The following is a 15,515-nucleotide window of genomic DNA, read 5'->3' on the forward strand; positions in this document are numbered from 1 at the left end:
GAACAAGCTCGTTACTTTGTGCTCCCGCCTCGTCGCACTGAGCGATCCTTCCCGCGTGAGGTCAAACGCTCTCGCAGCAAGTTCCCAACGAAAAAATGCCAGTCAGCAGGTTAACTGACTGGCATTGGGCTGCATGCCGGCTTTTTCAGGCGCGATCAGATCACGCCCTGGGCCATCATCGCGTCGGCGACCTTGGCAAAGCCGGCGATGTTGGCACCGGCGATGTAGCTGACCGAGCCGTCGGCGCGCTTGCCGTGCTCCACGCAGACGCCGTGGATGTTCTGCATGATGCCCAGCAGCTTGGCGTCCACTTCCTCGCGCGACCAGGACAGGCGGATCGCGTTCTGGCTCATCTCCAGGCCCGAGGTGGCCACGCCGCCGGCGTTGCTGGCCTTGCCCGGGGCGTAGAGCACGCCGGCTTTTTCGAAGGTCTTGGCCGCTTCGTTGGTGCAGGGCATGTTGGCGCCTTCGGCTACGCACAGCACGCCGTTCCTGATCAGCGTGAGCGCGTCGTTGTCGTCCAGCTCGTTCTGGGTCGCGCTGGGCAGGGCGACGTCCACCGGTACGTGCCAGGGGCGCACGCCTGCCTCGAACTTCACGCCGGTGCGCGCCGCGTAGTCGCTGACGCGGCCGTACAGGCGGTTCTTGACCTCCATCAGGATGGCCAGCTTTTCGGGGGTAAAGCCCTCTTCGTCGATGATGGTGCCGCTGGAGTCGGAGACGGTGATGACCTTGGCGCCCAGCTCCATCGCCTTCTCGACCGAGTATTGCGCGACGTTGCCCGAGCCCGAGACCGACACGCGCAGCCCCTCGAAGCCGCGGCCGCGCGTCTTGAGCATCTCCTGCGCAAAGTACACGCAGCCGTAGCCCGTTGCCTCGGGGCGGATCAGCGAGCCGCCAAAGGCCAGGCCCTTGCCGGTCAGCACGCAGTCGGCGCGGTTGGACAGCTTCTTGACCATGCCGGCGATGTAGCCCACCTCGCGCCCGCCCACGCCGATGTCGCCCGCCGGCACGTCGGTGTCAGCGCCCACGTGGCGGAACAGCTCGCTGGCAAACGCCTGGCAAAAGCGCATCACCTCGGCCGGGCTCTTGCCCTTGGGGTCGAAGTCCGAGCCGCCCTTGCCGCCGCCCATGGGCAGCGTGGTCAGCGCGTTCTTGAAGGTCTGCTCGAAGGCCAGGAACTTGAGCACCGACAGCGTGACCGACGGGTGAAAGCGCAGGCCGCCCTTGTACGGGCCGATGGCCATGCTGTGCTGGATGCGGTAGCCCTTGTTGACCTGCACCTGGCCGTGGTCGTCGGTCCAGCACACGCGAAACATCACCACGCGCTCGGGCTCGACAAGGCGCTCCAGCAGGGCCTGGTCGGCGTAGCGTGGGTTTTTCTCGATGAACGGCCACAGCGTTTCCATCACCTCGGTGACCGCCTGCAGGAATTCCGGCTGATGCGGGTTGTTGCGGGCGATTTGTTCCAGAAACTGGTGGGCGGATGCGTACTTCATGGTGGGGACAGACTCCGAAAATGTGGCAGTGCAGCAGATTATGCCAAACTTGCATGCATTCATGCATAACCCTGCTGGGAGAAAATGCATGTACCTTCCAGAGTCAGGCGCAATGTCTTTGTAAATCGTTGATTTGCAAGGGCAACAAGCAAGATGTCCGCCGCGGTTGCGGCATGCGGGTGTTGCGTGCTGTCTGCGCCGACGCCGCCCGTCGGCCAGGGTGTGGCGGGCTTTTTCAGGCTCGGCAGTGCTGCCGGCAGCACGCTGGGCTGACGGCTTGTGGCTTGCAGGCGGGTGTCATTCCAAACGATTACTTTGTCGGCTTCGCTTGCCGTGCTACAGCACTGTCTGCGCTTCACCTTCGCGTACTCGATCGATATAAAAATGGAATCAGCGGGCCTTGCCCAGCATCAGGTCGGCTGCTTTTTCGGCGATGGCGATGATGGTGGCGTTGGGGTCGCCGGTGGTGATGCGCGGCATGACCGAGCCGTCGACCACGCGCAGGTGCTCCACGCCGTGCACCTGCAACTGGTCGTTGACCACGGCCAGCGCGTCCGAGCCCATGCGGCAGGTGCCGACGGCTTCGTAGTTGACCTCGCAGGTGCGGCGCAAAAAGGCGTCGATGGCCCCGTCGTCGTCGATTTCAGGGCGTGGCAGCACCTCGCGGCCGCGGTAGTCGGCATAGGCAGGCTCGCCCAGGATGCGGCGCGAGATGCGTATGCCGCGGCGCAGCGCCTCGACGTCGCGCGGTGCGCTCAGGTAGTTGGCGTCGATCACCGGTTTGTCCTGCGGGTCGGCCGAGCGCAGGCTGAGCCGGCCGCGGCTTTCCGGGCGGGTGAGGATGATGAGGTTGGTGATGCCGTGCGACTTGCGGTCGCTGGCGTCGACCGCCAGCAGGGCGGGGATGAAGTAGAACTTGAGGTCGAGCTGGTCGTGCCCTGGCGCACCCGAGCGCAGATAGGCCATGGCGTCGATGGCATTGCTGCCCAGCGGCCCCTTGCGGGCAAGAACATAGCCAAGGCCGGCGCGCGCCATGGCCAGCGGGCTGCTGAAGTATTTGTAATAGGTGACCGGCTGCGGGCATTGCATGGCCACCTGCGTGCCGATGTGGTCGTGCAGGTTGGCGCCCACGCCCTGCAGGTCGACCAGCGGGGTGATGCCCAGCGGCTGCAGCGCGTCGGCAGCGCCGATGCCCGACAGCATCAGCAGCTGGGCGGACTGGAAGGTGCCGGCGCTGCTGATGACTTCCTGGCGGGCGTAGGCGCGCTTGAGCTCGCCGCCCTGGCGGTATTCGACGCCGACGGCGCGCCTGCCTTCGAACAGGATGCGGGTGGCATGGGACTCGGTGCTGATCTGCAGATTGCTGCGTTTTCTGGCGCCGCGCAGATAGGCCACGGCGGTGCTGATGCGCCGCCCCTTGTAGATGGTGTGTTCGCCCGGCCCGAAGCCCTCCGAGACCGCGCCGTTGTGGTCGTCGTTGTAGGGGTAGCCCGCCTCCTGGGCCGCCTGCACCCATGCGCGGGTGGCCGGGTTGTTCAGGCCCATGCGCGTCACCCGCAGCGGGCCGTCGCCGCCGTGGTAAGCGTCGGCGCCATGCAGATTGCCTTCGGCGCGGCGGTAGTAGGGCAGCATGTCCTGGTAGGACCAGCCGCGGTTGCCCGCCGCCGCCCAGCCGTCGAGGATCTCGGGCGCGCCGCGGCTGTAGCACATGCCGTTGATCGAGCTGCTGCCGCCCAGCACCTTGCCGCGGGCGTCGTGCAGCACGCGTCCGTCCAGGTGCTGTTGGGGCGCGGTCTGGTAGTTCCAGGTGAGCTTGCCGGTCTGCAGCAGCGCCAGAAACGCGCCGGGCACATGGATCAGCGGGCTGGAGTCCCGGCCGCCGGCCTCGATCAGAAGCACCCGGTGGCGCACGTCGGCCGACAGGCGGTTGGCAAGCACGCAGCCGGCCGAGCCGGCGCCAATGATGATGAAGTCGAACTGTGGTGCGTCAGGCATGGTGCATGGTTTTTCGGGCCGGGGCTGCGCCCGGCGCCTCTGGCAAGTAGGTGCGAGACGGTGCCTGGTCCGTCCTCTTGGAAGCCGCCGCGCGTGCGGCCGCGGCAGGGGTCACTGCGCGAGAACCGCGGTGGAGACGATCTCGATGAGCTGTTCGGCAGCGCCCAGCTCGGCCACGCCGATCAGGCTGATGGCATGCGCCGGGAAGGGCTGTCCGCCCAGCGCCTGGGCCGCGGCCTCGAAGAACTGGCCGCTGCGCGCGCCGTTCAGCCCCTTGATGTAGACCGTGCTGCTGACCACGTCGGCAGGGCTGCCGCCGGCGGCAGCGACCGCTGTGGCGACGTTTTGCAGCGCGGCGGTGGCCTGTGCCTTGAAGTCGTCGCCTCCGATCAGCTCGAAGCGTGCATTGAAGGGCGACTGGCCTGCCAGGTAGACGGTGGTGCCAGCGCGCGCGCGCACGATCTGGCTCAGGCCCGGAAAGCCCAGCAGCTCCTTGGGGTTGATGTGCTTGATGTGAGAGGTGTTGTCAGCCATGGGGATGCGGGTGATGGTGTGGGTGAAAGGTGGAGCAGGGGGCGGCAGGACTGGAGCGCCCGGCCCATCTGGTGCCGCACAAACTGCGCCTGCGGGGCGTCAGGCCAGCCCCAGCTTGTCCACCAGCCGTGCGGCCGGAAGCATGAAGCGGCGGACCTTGAACGAGAACCAGTCCGGATGGCGCACGGTGCGCGACTGCGGCGTGAGCCACGGCAGCAGCAAGTCCTGGGGGCGGTCGGCATATACGACCTGGGCCAGGTGCCGCCCCAGCAGCGGCCCCATGATGTTGCCCCAGGTGCCCAGGTTGGACAGAGCCATCACGCCGTCGTCCAGCTGGAAGATGTTGGGGTAGTCCGCGTGGTAGACGTGCGAGGAGCTGGCGGTCACGCCGGTCCAGTACGACTCCATCTGAATGTCCACGTCCCGCGTCTGCGGGAAGGTCTTGTGCAGATAGTTGAGAAAGTAGTTGAAGTAGACCGCGCCTTCGCTGGCCCTGCCCGGGTGCGGGATGGTGGCCGAGATCATGCGGTTGCTGCCGTCCATCACGATGGGGTAAAGGCCCGTAGGGAACTGTGTGACGGCCGCACGCGTCGGGTTGATGGAATCCAGAACTTCCTTGGGAACGGGCCGTGTCGCCACGGCGCAGGCGACGAGCGGGTAGCTGGTGGCGGCCAGTCCTGGGAAAAAGCCGTTGCCGTCGTGGCCGCTGGTGCAGATGATTACTTTGCCTGCGCGCACGCTGCCCTGGGCTGTCGCCACGCGCCACAGCGCGCCGTCCCTGTGGCACTGCAGAACCGGCGAGTCGCCAAACACCTTGGCGCCCAGTCCGGCGGCTGCGGCCACCATGCCGTTGGTCAGCAGATAGGGGTTGACCCGTCCGCCTTCGCTCCAGTGCAGGCCGTACTGGTAGGCGCCGGTGCCCAGGATCTTGCGCATGCCGGTGGCGTCCAGCTCCTCGACTGCGTAGCCCATGGAGCGCCAGTGGCGCGCCTTGGCGGCCAGCGATTTCTGCGGCTTGAGCGCCGCCTCGACCATGCCGGACTTCAGCGCGTCGGCGTCGATGCGGTATTTCTCGCAAAGATCGAAGACGATGTTGCGCTGCTCGATGAACATCTGGATGAAGTCCTGGCCGGCGTTGGGCCAGTCCTTCAGGTATTCGAGGTGATCCAGAAAGGGCTGGACATGGCCAGCGTTCCTGCCCGATGCGCCGTCGCCCGGCTGCCGCGCCTCGATCAGGGCTACCGAGGCGCCCAGCTGCGCCAGGTGCAGCGCCACCGAGCTGCCCGCCAGCCCGGCGCCGATGACCGCAACGTCGGCATGGATGTCCTGCTGCAGTGCGCCGTAGCGCTGGTGCGGGCGTACCGTGGTCCAGCCGCTGCAGTGGATGGGGGGCTTGCCGCTTTCATACTCGGCTTTCGTGGCGGCGGCATCGCCCCGCGGCAGGGGGCGCTCCAGTGTCTTTTCCATCGGGTACTTCCTGACTCGGCGTGAATGCATGGCCATTCACTGCAAGCGCCATGCGTATTGCAACGCATGCTAAACAGGCGGTTTCCCCCTTGCCAGTACCAATTGGCACCGGTCTTGCCGGTATCAGCGGCGCAGGAAGGACACGCTGCGCAGGACGATCCGGATCAGGTCGGCCTGGCTGGAAATTCCCATCTTGCTGTAGATCTTCTTGGAGTAGTTGCGCGCCGCGACCTCGGCCACGCCCATCTCCCGTGCCGCCTGGGCCAGGCTGCTGCCATGCGCCAGCAGCAGGGCCAGCGTCGCCTCCTGGCGCGTCAGGCCGAACAGCTGGACGACGCGTTGCAGCGAATGGGAATGACCGGGCCGCAGCACGTCCAGGCCAGCGGTCAGGTCGCTGACGTAGACCACGGCACAGGGCGCCTGGCCGCTGCGGTAGTAATGGTGCAGCGGCGCCGGGTAGACCAGCAGGCCCAGCAGCCGGTCGTGATAGTCGCCCACGCGCACCGCCACCCCTTCCGGGGGCGTGCCGGCTTTCTCGTGGGCCGCAAGAATGCCGGACAGCGCCTCGTCGAAGACCGCCTGGGCCTCGCGCTGCGCCAGCACCAGGCGGCTGCCGGCCAGCGACACGCCCAGGCGGCGCTGCAGCAGCGCGGTGGCCACGCTGTTGGTGTGAATCACCTTGCGCTGGTGGTCGATCAGGATGCAGCCCAGGGAGAAATGCTCGACCATGCCCTGGTAGATGGCCGTCTCGGCCTCCTGGCGCCTGAGCTGTGCGTACAGGCCGAGCGCCTGCGTGATGTGCGGCAGCAGTGCGTGCATCAGGGCCAGATCGGCGGCGCTGAATTCGGGCGCGGCAAGATCCCGGCTGCGGATCACGTCGATCCAGCACCTCATGCCGCCTGGCTCGGCGGCGCACAGGCGCAGGTTCTGCGAGATGCCGGCGTCCTTGAGCAGGCCCGATTTCAGCGCGGCGGACTGCGCCGCCTGCGCCAGGCTGATCTGCCCCGGCTCCATGCTGCTGGGGCGCAGCGGATCGTCCTCCATCCATTCGGCCCGGTACGTGGCTTCCAGCTGCGCCCAGTCGATGGTATCCGCGGGAATGCTCGCCATGACGTACACGTCCTGGCTCTCGTCCTCGGAATGGTGCAGCGTGACGCACACCGTGCGCGCCGCCAGGTGCAGGCGCAGCTGCTCGGCAAAGTCTTGCCAGGGCGTCGCTTGTGAGATGCCCGCGTACAGACACTGCAGCAGGGCGCCCATGGTGTCGCCCGGCTGCGGCAGATGGCGGGCGTGGTCTGCCTGCATGGGCGGCTCCTCTGCAAACAAGGTGTGTGGGGCCTGTGCAGGCCACTGCCTTGCGGCGGGTAGCCCCTGTAGCCGCGGGCGGCTGTGCCGGTGCGGTGCGTCAGCGGCCAATGCAACGGACGGGGCGCCTGGGGCAGGCCGCGGCCCGCCAGGCGCCCCGTCCATTGCCGAGCGGCAGGCTGCCGCGCGGTCAGAAATCGTACTTTACACTGACCGACAACTGGTCGCGGTCGGTTTCCAGGCGCTCATACCTGGGATCCAGCGAGGCCTTGCCGATGTTGCCGACGTAGGTGATGTCGAAGGTCAGGTTGTCGTTCTTGACGAAGGACAGACCCACGCTGTAGCGCCTGTCGCCCTGGCCGCCCACGCCGCCCAGCAGCGTATGTCCACGCAGCTGGTGCGAGTAGCTCAGCGGCACCGACAGATCCCAGCCTTCGGCAATGCTCAAATAGTCCAGCACCAGGGTGCCGGTGAATGCCAGGCCGCTCTTGGTGCGGAAGGTGGGCGAGTCGCTGCTGGGGAAGTAAGCCTCATAGCCCGCAGGCGCGATCGGCGCGCGCGACTGGATCTTGCCGATCTTGACGGCCGACACTTCGCCCAGGAACAGGACGGAGTCGGCAAACGAGGTGCGGCCGATGTTGTAGAAGGCACCCAGGTTCAACTGCCCGATGTTGGAGCGGGTGGGCGTGCCGTAGTCGCCGACCACCACGGGCGCGCCGCGGCGGTAGGTGAACTCGCCATAGGCCGACACCGGGCCGAAGGTTGTGCTGACCGTGGAGCCCAGCAGCTTGACGTTGTCGAAGTAGCGGATGCGGTAGGTCTCGTCGCCGAAGTTGATGACCGGCAGCGGCGTCCTGTCGTGGTAGTTCAGGTAGTACAGGCCGACTTCCGTGTCGTCCGTCACCCGGTAGCGCGTGCCGATGCCCCATTGCCCGGTGTTGCCCGGCTTGATGTCGCCCTGCCGCAGGCCGAAGCCGCACTGGTTGGTTCCCGGGTCCCAGGACTCCAGGCAGATGCCGCCCGGGCCTACACCATCGCTCGTGCTCATGAACGTGCCGGGTGCCGTAGCCAGCGTCGGGTGGAAATTGAACTGCACCTGGCCCAGCAGCGACCAGCGCGGCGTCACCGCGATGGAGCCAGAGATCTGGTCTTCGGCCAGGATGGAGTCCTTGGTCTCGGTGCCGGGAACCCCGGTCTTGGTGCCGTCGAACGGGCCTTGCGCCATCGCGATATTGGGAAAGAACAGTGACTCGCCCCAGTTGACCGCGTGGCGGCCCACGCGCAGTGTGGCCCGGCTGCTGCTGCCCAGATCGAACGAGGTGTAGGCGTAGGCGTCGAGCACGCGGCTGTAGCCGCCGTGGTAGCGCCTGGCCGCGTCGGTGTACTCATTGACCGGGCCGGGGTGATTCACCAGGCCGGTCACCGCGTTGCGATGGTGGTAGACGGCGTCGTAGAACGTGCTGCCGGAGAACACAAAACCGCTGTCGCCCTTGGAGATCGTGCTTTCGAACAGGGCGGAGACCCGGTTGGCGGTCAGGTCGCCCTTCCTGAACGCCCTGTCGCCGTCATTGCCACCCGAATTTGCGGGGCTGGTAAGCAGCGCGTCCGGGTTCTTGGTGCGCACCGACAGCGCGTAGGTGGTGTTCAGGCGCCAGTCCAGCTTGTAGCCGTCGCCAAAATAAATGGGCTCGGTGCCCGCCCAGGCCTGCGTGCACGCCAGGGCCGACAGAACCGCCAGGCCGACCAGGCCCCGTTGCTGGTTTTTGATCATGTGAATGTCCCTTGAATCTGGTGGCCTGCTTCAGTTGCCCGCACTGCGTGCGGCTTCGGGGGTGAACATGCCGGGGACGTAGTCGCCCTTGTTAAGCACGGGGCCCCGCTCGCGTTCCTGGAACAGGTTGTAGGCCAGGTAGCTGCCGGAATTGAGGTCGTGGTAGAACGACGTGCCGGTGTTCCAGCCCTGGATGTCGTAGGCGTAGTAGTCGTTGACGAGGGCGTGCTTCCAGATCTTTCCCTGGGCGTCGTACATGTCGGAGGCGACGGAGTGGCCCGTGTCTTCGTCCACGAACAGCACCCGCTTGGGGTACAGGTGGCGAAAGCCCTCCTTGAGCGTGCCCTGCACCACCCAGAAGCGGCGCAGCTCATAGCGCATGTAGTCGGGGTTGGCGTGGCCCTTGGCCAGCAGGTCGGAGTACTTGATGTTCGGCTGGTGGATCCTGTAGGCATTGGCCGGGATGTACATCTGCCGCTTGCCCAGTGACTTCCACTCATAGCGCTCGGGCGAACCGTTGAACAGCAGGTCGGAGTCGATGGTCATCTTGCCGCCCGTGCCGCTCAGCGGCTGGTCAAAGCCGAATTCCGGCACCTGCCTGACACGGCGGATGCCGGGGTCGTAGCTCCATGCCTTGCGCTTGTTCGCCGCGAAGTTGACCGGTTCCTGCGAGATCGAGATCGAGCCCTTCTCGCGCAGCGGCAGCAGCACCTTGTTCATGCCGTATGCCATGGTGCCGTTGCGGTCGATTGGCTTGCCCACGTTGTCCGGCATGTTGGGAATGTCCAGCGACCGGTTGTCGTTGCGACCCCAGGAGATGGTGCCGTCGGACAGCACGTTGGCCACGTCGCGCAGCGTGTGCTCGGTGTACGGGCGGGTTGGCAGCAGGGTGTTCCACAGAATCTCCAGCCCGGACTTGGGGAAGGGAAAGTTGATGGCCCCCATGTTTCCCTTGACGCCCAGGCCGTTGTCGATGATTTCCGATTCCTGGGCATTCTTCCGGACGGCCGCGCAGACGGCGTCCGGGAAGCGGAAGTCCCGATGGCCGGGGTAGACCGGAATGCGGAAGGTCTCCGGGTATTTCTGGAACATGGCTTTCTGGCCATCGCTCAGGAAATCGGCGTATTGGTCGACGTTCTTTGCATCGATGACGAACAGCGGCTTTTCACTGGCGTAGATGTCCGTCGGATGCTGGCCGACATGGGCCTTGTATTCCACGCCCGGCGGAGTTCCAAGCCATTTTCCTGAGTATTCCGGAACGCCTTCTTTTGTTCCCTGCTTTTCGGCTCCAGTGCAGGTGTTCTGCTTGTCAAGGCTGTCTATCTCTTCCTGGGTGGCTTTGGACCATGCGGATCATGAAAATATCGCGCCGATGAGCAGCGGGACAACGTATTTCCTCATTGAAAATCTCCTTGGAATAATGGTTTGGACCTGCCAATCAGGCAGCAGTTTTTTGTTTGGCGACAAAGATCCCCAGAAATGGAATGGATGCAAGCAGCAGGCCGATGGAAATGACCAGCGATATGACGTAGTTGCCGGTGGTGTCGACAAAATGAGAAAACACGATTGGCCCCAATGCCGCACCGATACCGGAAATCAGATTCCCAATACCCAGCAGGCTGCCGAAGTTGCGGTCTCCGACGATTTTCAGAAGCAGCGTCGGGGCCAGTTGGTTGGCCAGGTTGAAGGTCGTGCCCCAGGTCAGGCTGAAAGCCAGAGCCGCACCCAGGCCCCAGTGCGCGGTGCCGGCATAGAAGAGAAACAGCAACCCGGCGGTGTTGACGACCAGGCCGCCGAGAAACGTGCGCTCGGGCCCGTAGCGGGTGCTGAGAAAGCCGAACAGCAGGCTGCCGATCACGGTGGCCGCTGCAATCGACGCGTAGACCATCGAGGCACTCTGGCTCGTGTAGCCGACGAACTTCAGGTAGGGCACCAGGCCCATCAAAATCCCCAGGCTGCTCAGCGTGATCATGAAGAAGGAGAGCGCCCACACCCAGTAAATGGGCAGTTGCAAGGCCGCCTTGATGGCATAGCCGGACGAAGACGCCTTTTTTTCGCTGCGCTCGACAGCGGTTTTGTTGCCGGGAAGGCGCACGACCCACCACAGCAGGGGGATGCACACCAGAAAAATCAGCGCAATGCCGATGCGCATGGCAACGCGCCAGCCGTGGTCGGAAATCACGGAAGTCAGCACCAGCGGGAAGAAAATGCCCCCCAGAGAGGTGATGGCCAGCATGATGCCGAAAAACAGGCCCTGGCGAATGGGTGCGACCCAGTGCGCAACCAGGGTGAAGGCGGGGATGTATGTCGATACGCCCACCCCGGCGCCGCATACGGCCATGCCGATAATGAAGGCATCCAGTGTCTGGCTTTGTGCGGCCAGGCTGTAGCCGATGCCGGTCACCACGGCACCCGAGACCATGATCAGCCGGGGAGATATGCGGTCAAGCAGCCAGCCTGCCAGCGGCATGACCAGCGTCATGGTCAGAATGAAAATACAGGAGCCGTGCGCCGTCTCGGCCTGGGTGGAGTGAAAATCCTCCATCAGAGGCAGCGTCAATATACTGAAGGCATTCAGTGTGATCCCGAAAATAATCCCCATGACGATACCAAGCCCGGATACCAGGATCCAGATTTGCCTGCCATGGTGTTTTTCTGCTTTTGTCATACGAATAAAAATACGGATCACATAATTGCTGCGATTTCAATGATTTGCATCAATGTGACGGCATGCTATGGCTGGCCTTATCGGGCCCAAAGTACCATCTGGTACCTTCTAGGGTTAGTCCCAGTCTTCGCTTCGTTTTGCGGTGGCACCCGTATTCGCCGCAGTCATTGGTGCCGTGATCCGATGGGCGGCGGCTCTTGGCAGAAGCAAGAGCCATGGTTGCGGGCGAGCGCCGCAGGCCGCGCGCCCGTCACGCCGTTGTGTGAGCGAGCGAAGGCGCGCGCAAACGGTTGCAGCACGGTGCACGTGCTCGCTTCAGGATGGGGGCGCGGGATTGGGCAGGGCGCGGTGCCCGGCTGCCGAAAGGGCTTGTGCCCGGGGCGCGTTCAGCGTCCGCGCAGAAACAGAGCGTCCAGCTCTTTCATCGACAACTGGCGCCAGGTGGGGCGGCCGTGGTTGCACTGGTCGGAGCGCTCGGTCACTTCCATCTGGCGCAAGAGTGCGTTCATCTCGGCCAGCGTCAGCTGGCGGTTGGCGCGCACCGCGCCGTGGCAGGCCATGGTGGCCAGGATCTCGTTGCGTGCGCGCTGCACGATGGTGCTGGCGTCGTGCTGGCTCAGCTCGGCCAGCACGCTGCGCGCCAGCTCCACCGCGTCGCCTTGCGCCAGCGCCGCCGGCACCGCGCGCACGGCCAGGGTGCGCTGCGAGAACGGCGTCACCTCCAGGCCCAGCAGCGCCAGCGTGTCGGCATGATCCTCGGCCGTGGCGACCTCTTCGGGCGTGGCGGCAAAGGTGGCGGCGATCAGCAGCGGCTGGCTGGCAATGCGTTCTGCCTGGTTCATTTGCGCCTTCAGGCGCTCGTAGACGATGCGCTCGTGCGCGGCGTGCATGTCGACGATGACCAGGCCCTGCGCGCTCTCGGCCAGGATGTAGACGCCGTGCAGTTGGGCAACCGCGCGGCCCAGCGGCCAGATGGGGGCGTCCGGGGTGTCGGCCGGTGCGGTGGCGGGTGTGAATGTGGTGGCCTGCGGCAGCGCTGCCGTGGCGATGGCGCAGGCAGCGGGCGCGGCGGATGGGGCAATGGGCGCCGCATCCGGGCCGCGCTGTGCCGGCGCGCCCCACAGCAGCTGCAGGTCGCTGACCTTGTGGCCGGCTTGATCGGCCAGCGGCAGCCGGCTTTGCGCCTGCCACGCGGGCGGGGCGGGGCGCTGGGCTGCCGCGGGCGGCATGGCGGCCGTGCTGGGCGCGCCGCTGCTTTCCGCATGCGCTGCCAGTGCCTGCGCGCGCGGCGCGGCCAGGGTGTGATCGATGGCGCGGCGCACCGCCTGGTGCACCGCCTGGCTGTCGCGAAAGCGCACCTCGATCTTGGTCGGGTGCACGTTCACGTCGACCAGCGCCGGGTCGATGTCCAGGTACAGCGCATAGACCGGCTGGCGCTGGCCGTGCAGCACGTCCTCGTAGGCGCTGCGCGCGGCGTGCTGCAGCACCTTGTCGCGCACGAAGCGGCCGTTGACGTAGCAGTACTGCTGGTCGGCGCGCGCGCGGGCGGCGTCGGGCAGGCCCGCGCGGCCGTGCAGGGTCAGCGGCCCGGCGCTGTGCTCAAGCGCCAGCGACTGCGTGACGAAAGCCTCGCCCAGCACGTCGGCCAGGCGCCGCGCCAGCGCCTGCGCGTCGTGCAGTGGGCCGCAGGCGCGCCACTGCTGCACCAGCCGGCCCTCGTGCCAGATGGCAAAACCCACATCGGGGCGCGCCAGCGCGTGGCGGCGCACGGCCTCGACGCAGTGCGCCAGCTCGGTGGCGTCGCTCTTGAGGAACTTGCGCCGCGCCGGCGTGCTGAAGAACAGCTCCTTGACCTCGACCGTCGTGCCCACGCCGCGCGCGGCCGGGCGCAACTCGCCGCTGCGTGCGGCCAGCGCAAAGGCGCTGGCCTGATCGCCGGTGCGCGAGCACAGCGTCAGCTCGCTGACCGAGGCGATGGCTGCCAGCGCCTCGCCGCGAAAACCCATGGTCGCAACGCTCTCCAGGTCGTGCAGGCTGGTGATCTTGCTGGTGGCGTGGCGGCGCAGCGCCACGGCCAGCTCGGCCTGGGGAATGCCGCTGCCGTCGTCCTCGACCGCAATCAGGCGAACGCCGCCGCCCACCAGGCGCAGCGTGACCTGGCTGGCGCCGGCGTCCAGCGCGTTGTCGACCAGCTCGCGCACGACCGACGCCGGGCGCTCGACCACCTCGCCAGCGGCGATCTGGCTGACCAGTTCGTCGGGCAGGTCGCGGATGGCGCGGCGCGGCAAGGTGGGGGGAGAAAAGGGGGAGTCGGGAGGCAGGGCGGCAGTCACGCGGAGATTGTAGGCGCCGGGATTGGAGGCTTCAGCGGCGGCCCCGGTTGCCGCGCTTGTTGCCGTTGTTGCGGTCGTTGTTCTTGCCCACCTCGTTGCCTACCAGCGCGCCGGCAGCGGCACCGCCGACGGTACCCAGCGTCGAGCCGAACACCGCACTGCCCACCAGCCCGCCAGCGACCGCGCCCACGCCGGTGCCGATCTGGGCGTTGGTCGGACGGTGCGCGCAACCACCGAGCGCAAGGGCGCCGGCGAGGGCGGCGGCAAGGGCCAGGGTGCGGAGGATGGGCGTGTATTGCGAGGTCATGCAGCAGGTTCTTTCTGATGGAGGGAATGTGCGCGCCCGGTGGCAGCGCATGGCTGCACTGTGGCGCCAGCGTGTGAAGCCTACATGGCGATTGGGTTGCTGATTGCGTGCAAGTGTGAGCATTTGCCAGTAACCGCCCCGGCGCGGCATGGCGGTGCAGACGGGTACATTACGCGCCGCGACCCGACAACGAAGAGGCTTGGCCCGTGGACATCATTGCGTTTCTGATTGACTTCATCCTGCACGTGGACAAGCACCTGCAGGCCTTTGTGGCCAGCTACGGCATGTGGGTTTACGTGCTGCTGTTCGTCATCGTCTTCGTCGAGACCGGCGTCGTCGTGATGCCGTTCCTGCCGGGCGACTCGCTGCTGTTCATCGTCGGCGCGCTGGCCGGCACGGGCATGCTGGACTTCACGCTGGCTTGCACGGTGCTGCTGATCGCTGCGATTGCCGGCGACCAGAGCAACTACCAGATCGGGCGTTGGCTGGGGCCCAAGGTGTTCCAGTGGGAGGATTCGCGCTGGTTCAACAAAAAAGCCTTCGACCAGGCCCACGCGTTCTACGAGCGCTATGGCGGCATCACCATCGTGCTGGCGCGTTTCATGCCATTCATCCGCACGTTTGCGCCCTTTGTCGCCGGCGTGGCGGCCATGGGGCGGACGCGCTTTACCGCGTTCAACATCGGCGGCGCCTGCCTGTGGGTACTGGGTGTGGTGTCTGCCGGTTACTTTTTCGGCAACCTGCCGTGGGTGCGCGACAACCTCGAAAAAATCATCTGGGCGCTGATTCTGGTGCCGGGCTTGATTGCGCTGTGGGGCGCCTGGCGCTCGGGGCGGGCGCAGTCAACAAGGCAGTGAAAAATGCGGCGCCATAAGTGAAGCCGCTGGCGGGCGGTTGCGACGAACCGTCCTGCCAGCGGCTTTGCGCCTTGGCTCGACCGCAAACTTGCAGTTTGCTGGATTGTTTTTTAGCCGCCGCAGCTGCCGCAGCAGGTGCTGCCGCCACTGACGTGCACCATGGTCTCCAACTGCTGGGCTTCGCAGCCGAGCTGGGTCAGCACGGCCAGAACCTGTTCGGCGTCGGCGTCTGAAATCACTTCGAGCACGTTGTGCTCGCGGTCGAACTTGACCTCGGGCTGGGCGTCGATGGGGCGCAGCAGGCTGGTGACCAGGGCCGTGTCGGGTTTGTTGGCGGGGGTGTGAAATTGCAGGACGTGCATGAAAACCTCGTTGGTGCAGAAACAGGGGGCCGGATGGGCTTCGGTAGCCGCCAGTTTACGCAGCCGCCGCGGCTGATGGGCGAATGGCCACAGCGGGCGGGTGGCTTCCGGGGGGGAGGGGGCGGCTCGGCGGCAGCACGCCACGAACAATGGACAGCCGTTTTCGTCTATTTGTGAGACGGCGAAGAAGTCACCGGCGCTGCGCGGCTTTATCGCGCAGCGTCCGTGTGGACTGCCGGGTTAGCACTTGGCGCCCCTACAGCTGAGACAGATTGGTGACAAGGTTGTAGGTAGTCCGCCCTGAACAATTCCGTTTTCAACTGCCGGCAGGCTGGTGCTCATGCGAAGCGGCGAGCAGCACAGCAATGACAGCCTGCATCGACAGCCCGAAGCGGGCGCAATAAAGCCGCAGTGCGG

The 15,515-nt window shown here is 65.9% G+C and carries 13 protein-coding genes; 1 reads left to right on the top strand and 12 read right to left on the bottom strand.

Translation table 11 applies throughout. The features are described 5' to 3' along the window. Positions 1-155 precede the first annotated feature (155 nt). The 11 genes from gdhA to ABD767_RS16780 form a co-directional block, all read right to left on the bottom strand. Positions 156-1,499: an NADP-specific glutamate dehydrogenase gene (gdhA, locus tag ABD767_RS16730; protein ID WP_344869971.1), complete on the bottom strand. Its 1,344-nt coding sequence runs from the start codon at positions 1,497-1,499 to the stop codon at positions 156-158. Between the two features lie 59 nt (positions 1,500-1,558). After that, positions 1,559-1,858: a hypothetical protein gene (locus tag ABD767_RS16735; protein WP_344869972.1), complete on the bottom strand. Its 300-nt coding sequence runs from the start codon at positions 1,856-1,858 to the stop codon at positions 1,559-1,561. Positions 1,859-1,889: 31 nt separating this feature from the next. Further along, the gene (locus ABD767_RS16740; protein ID WP_103046096.1) at positions 1,890-3,494 is read right to left on the bottom strand and encodes a choline dehydrogenase; all 1,605 of its coding nucleotides are present in this window, start codon (positions 3,492-3,494) and stop codon (positions 1,890-1,892) included. Positions 3,495-3,605: 111 nt separating this feature from the next. Further along, positions 3,606-4,028: a Rid family hydrolase gene (locus ABD767_RS16745; protein ID WP_103046097.1), complete on the bottom strand. Its 423-nt coding sequence runs from the start codon at positions 4,026-4,028 to the stop codon at positions 3,606-3,608. A 99-nt stretch (positions 4,029-4,127) separates the two neighbouring features. Then, positions 4,128-5,495 (bottom strand): FAD-dependent oxidoreductase, encoded by a 1,368-nt coding sequence (locus ABD767_RS16750; protein ID WP_103046098.1) that lies wholly within the window; start codon positions 5,493-5,495, stop codon positions 4,128-4,130. Positions 5,496-5,618: 123 nt separating this feature from the next. Continuing rightward, a complete protein-coding gene (locus ABD767_RS16755) occupies positions 5,619-6,800 on the bottom strand; it encodes a helix-turn-helix transcriptional regulator (protein WP_344869973.1) in 1,182 nt (393 codons plus the stop codon). A 190-nt stretch (positions 6,801-6,990) separates the two neighbouring features. Continuing rightward, on the bottom strand, positions 6,991-8,571 hold the full coding sequence (locus ABD767_RS16760) for a DUF1302 domain-containing protein (protein WP_344869974.1): 1,581 nt from the start codon (positions 8,569-8,571) through the stop codon (positions 6,991-6,993). 30 nt (positions 8,572-8,601) lie between these two features. Beyond that, positions 8,602-9,894 (bottom strand): DUF1329 domain-containing protein, encoded by a 1,293-nt coding sequence (locus tag ABD767_RS16765; RefSeq protein ID WP_425549939.1) that lies wholly within the window; start codon positions 9,892-9,894, stop codon positions 8,602-8,604. 115 nt (positions 9,895-10,009) lie between these two features. After that, complete coding sequence (locus ABD767_RS16770; protein ID WP_103046100.1) at positions 10,010-11,239, bottom strand: MFS transporter; 1,230 nt, start codon at positions 11,237-11,239, stop codon at positions 10,010-10,012. Positions 11,240-11,625: 386 nt separating this feature from the next. Next, positions 11,626-13,572: a DNA mismatch repair endonuclease MutL gene (gene mutL, locus ABD767_RS16775; RefSeq protein WP_344869975.1), complete on the bottom strand. Its 1,947-nt coding sequence runs from the start codon at positions 13,570-13,572 to the stop codon at positions 11,626-11,628. A gap of 31 nt (positions 13,573-13,603) precedes the next feature. Further along, entirely contained in the window at positions 13,604-13,879 is a 276-nt protein-coding gene (locus tag ABD767_RS16780; protein ID WP_103046101.1) for a glycine zipper domain-containing protein, read from the bottom strand. Between the two features lie 206 nt (positions 13,880-14,085). On the opposite strand from ABD767_RS16780, the gene ABD767_RS16785 reads away from it, so the two are divergent. Then, a complete protein-coding gene (locus tag ABD767_RS16785) occupies positions 14,086-14,736 on the top strand; it encodes a DedA family protein (RefSeq protein WP_103046102.1) in 651 nt (216 codons plus the stop codon). Between the two features lie 110 nt (positions 14,737-14,846). Here ABD767_RS16785 and ABD767_RS16790 read toward each other — a convergent pair whose 3' ends face one another. Beyond that, positions 14,847-15,098, bottom strand: coding sequence for a hypothetical protein (locus ABD767_RS16790; protein ID WP_103046103.1), 252 nt, complete (start codon positions 15,096-15,098; stop codon positions 14,847-14,849). Positions 15,099-15,515 lie beyond the last annotated feature (417 nt).

This window comes from Comamonas faecalis (assembly GCF_039538025.1).
In the GTDB taxonomy this organism is placed as follows: Bacteria; Pseudomonadota; Gammaproteobacteria; order Burkholderiales; family Burkholderiaceae_C; genus Comamonas_C; species Comamonas_C faecalis.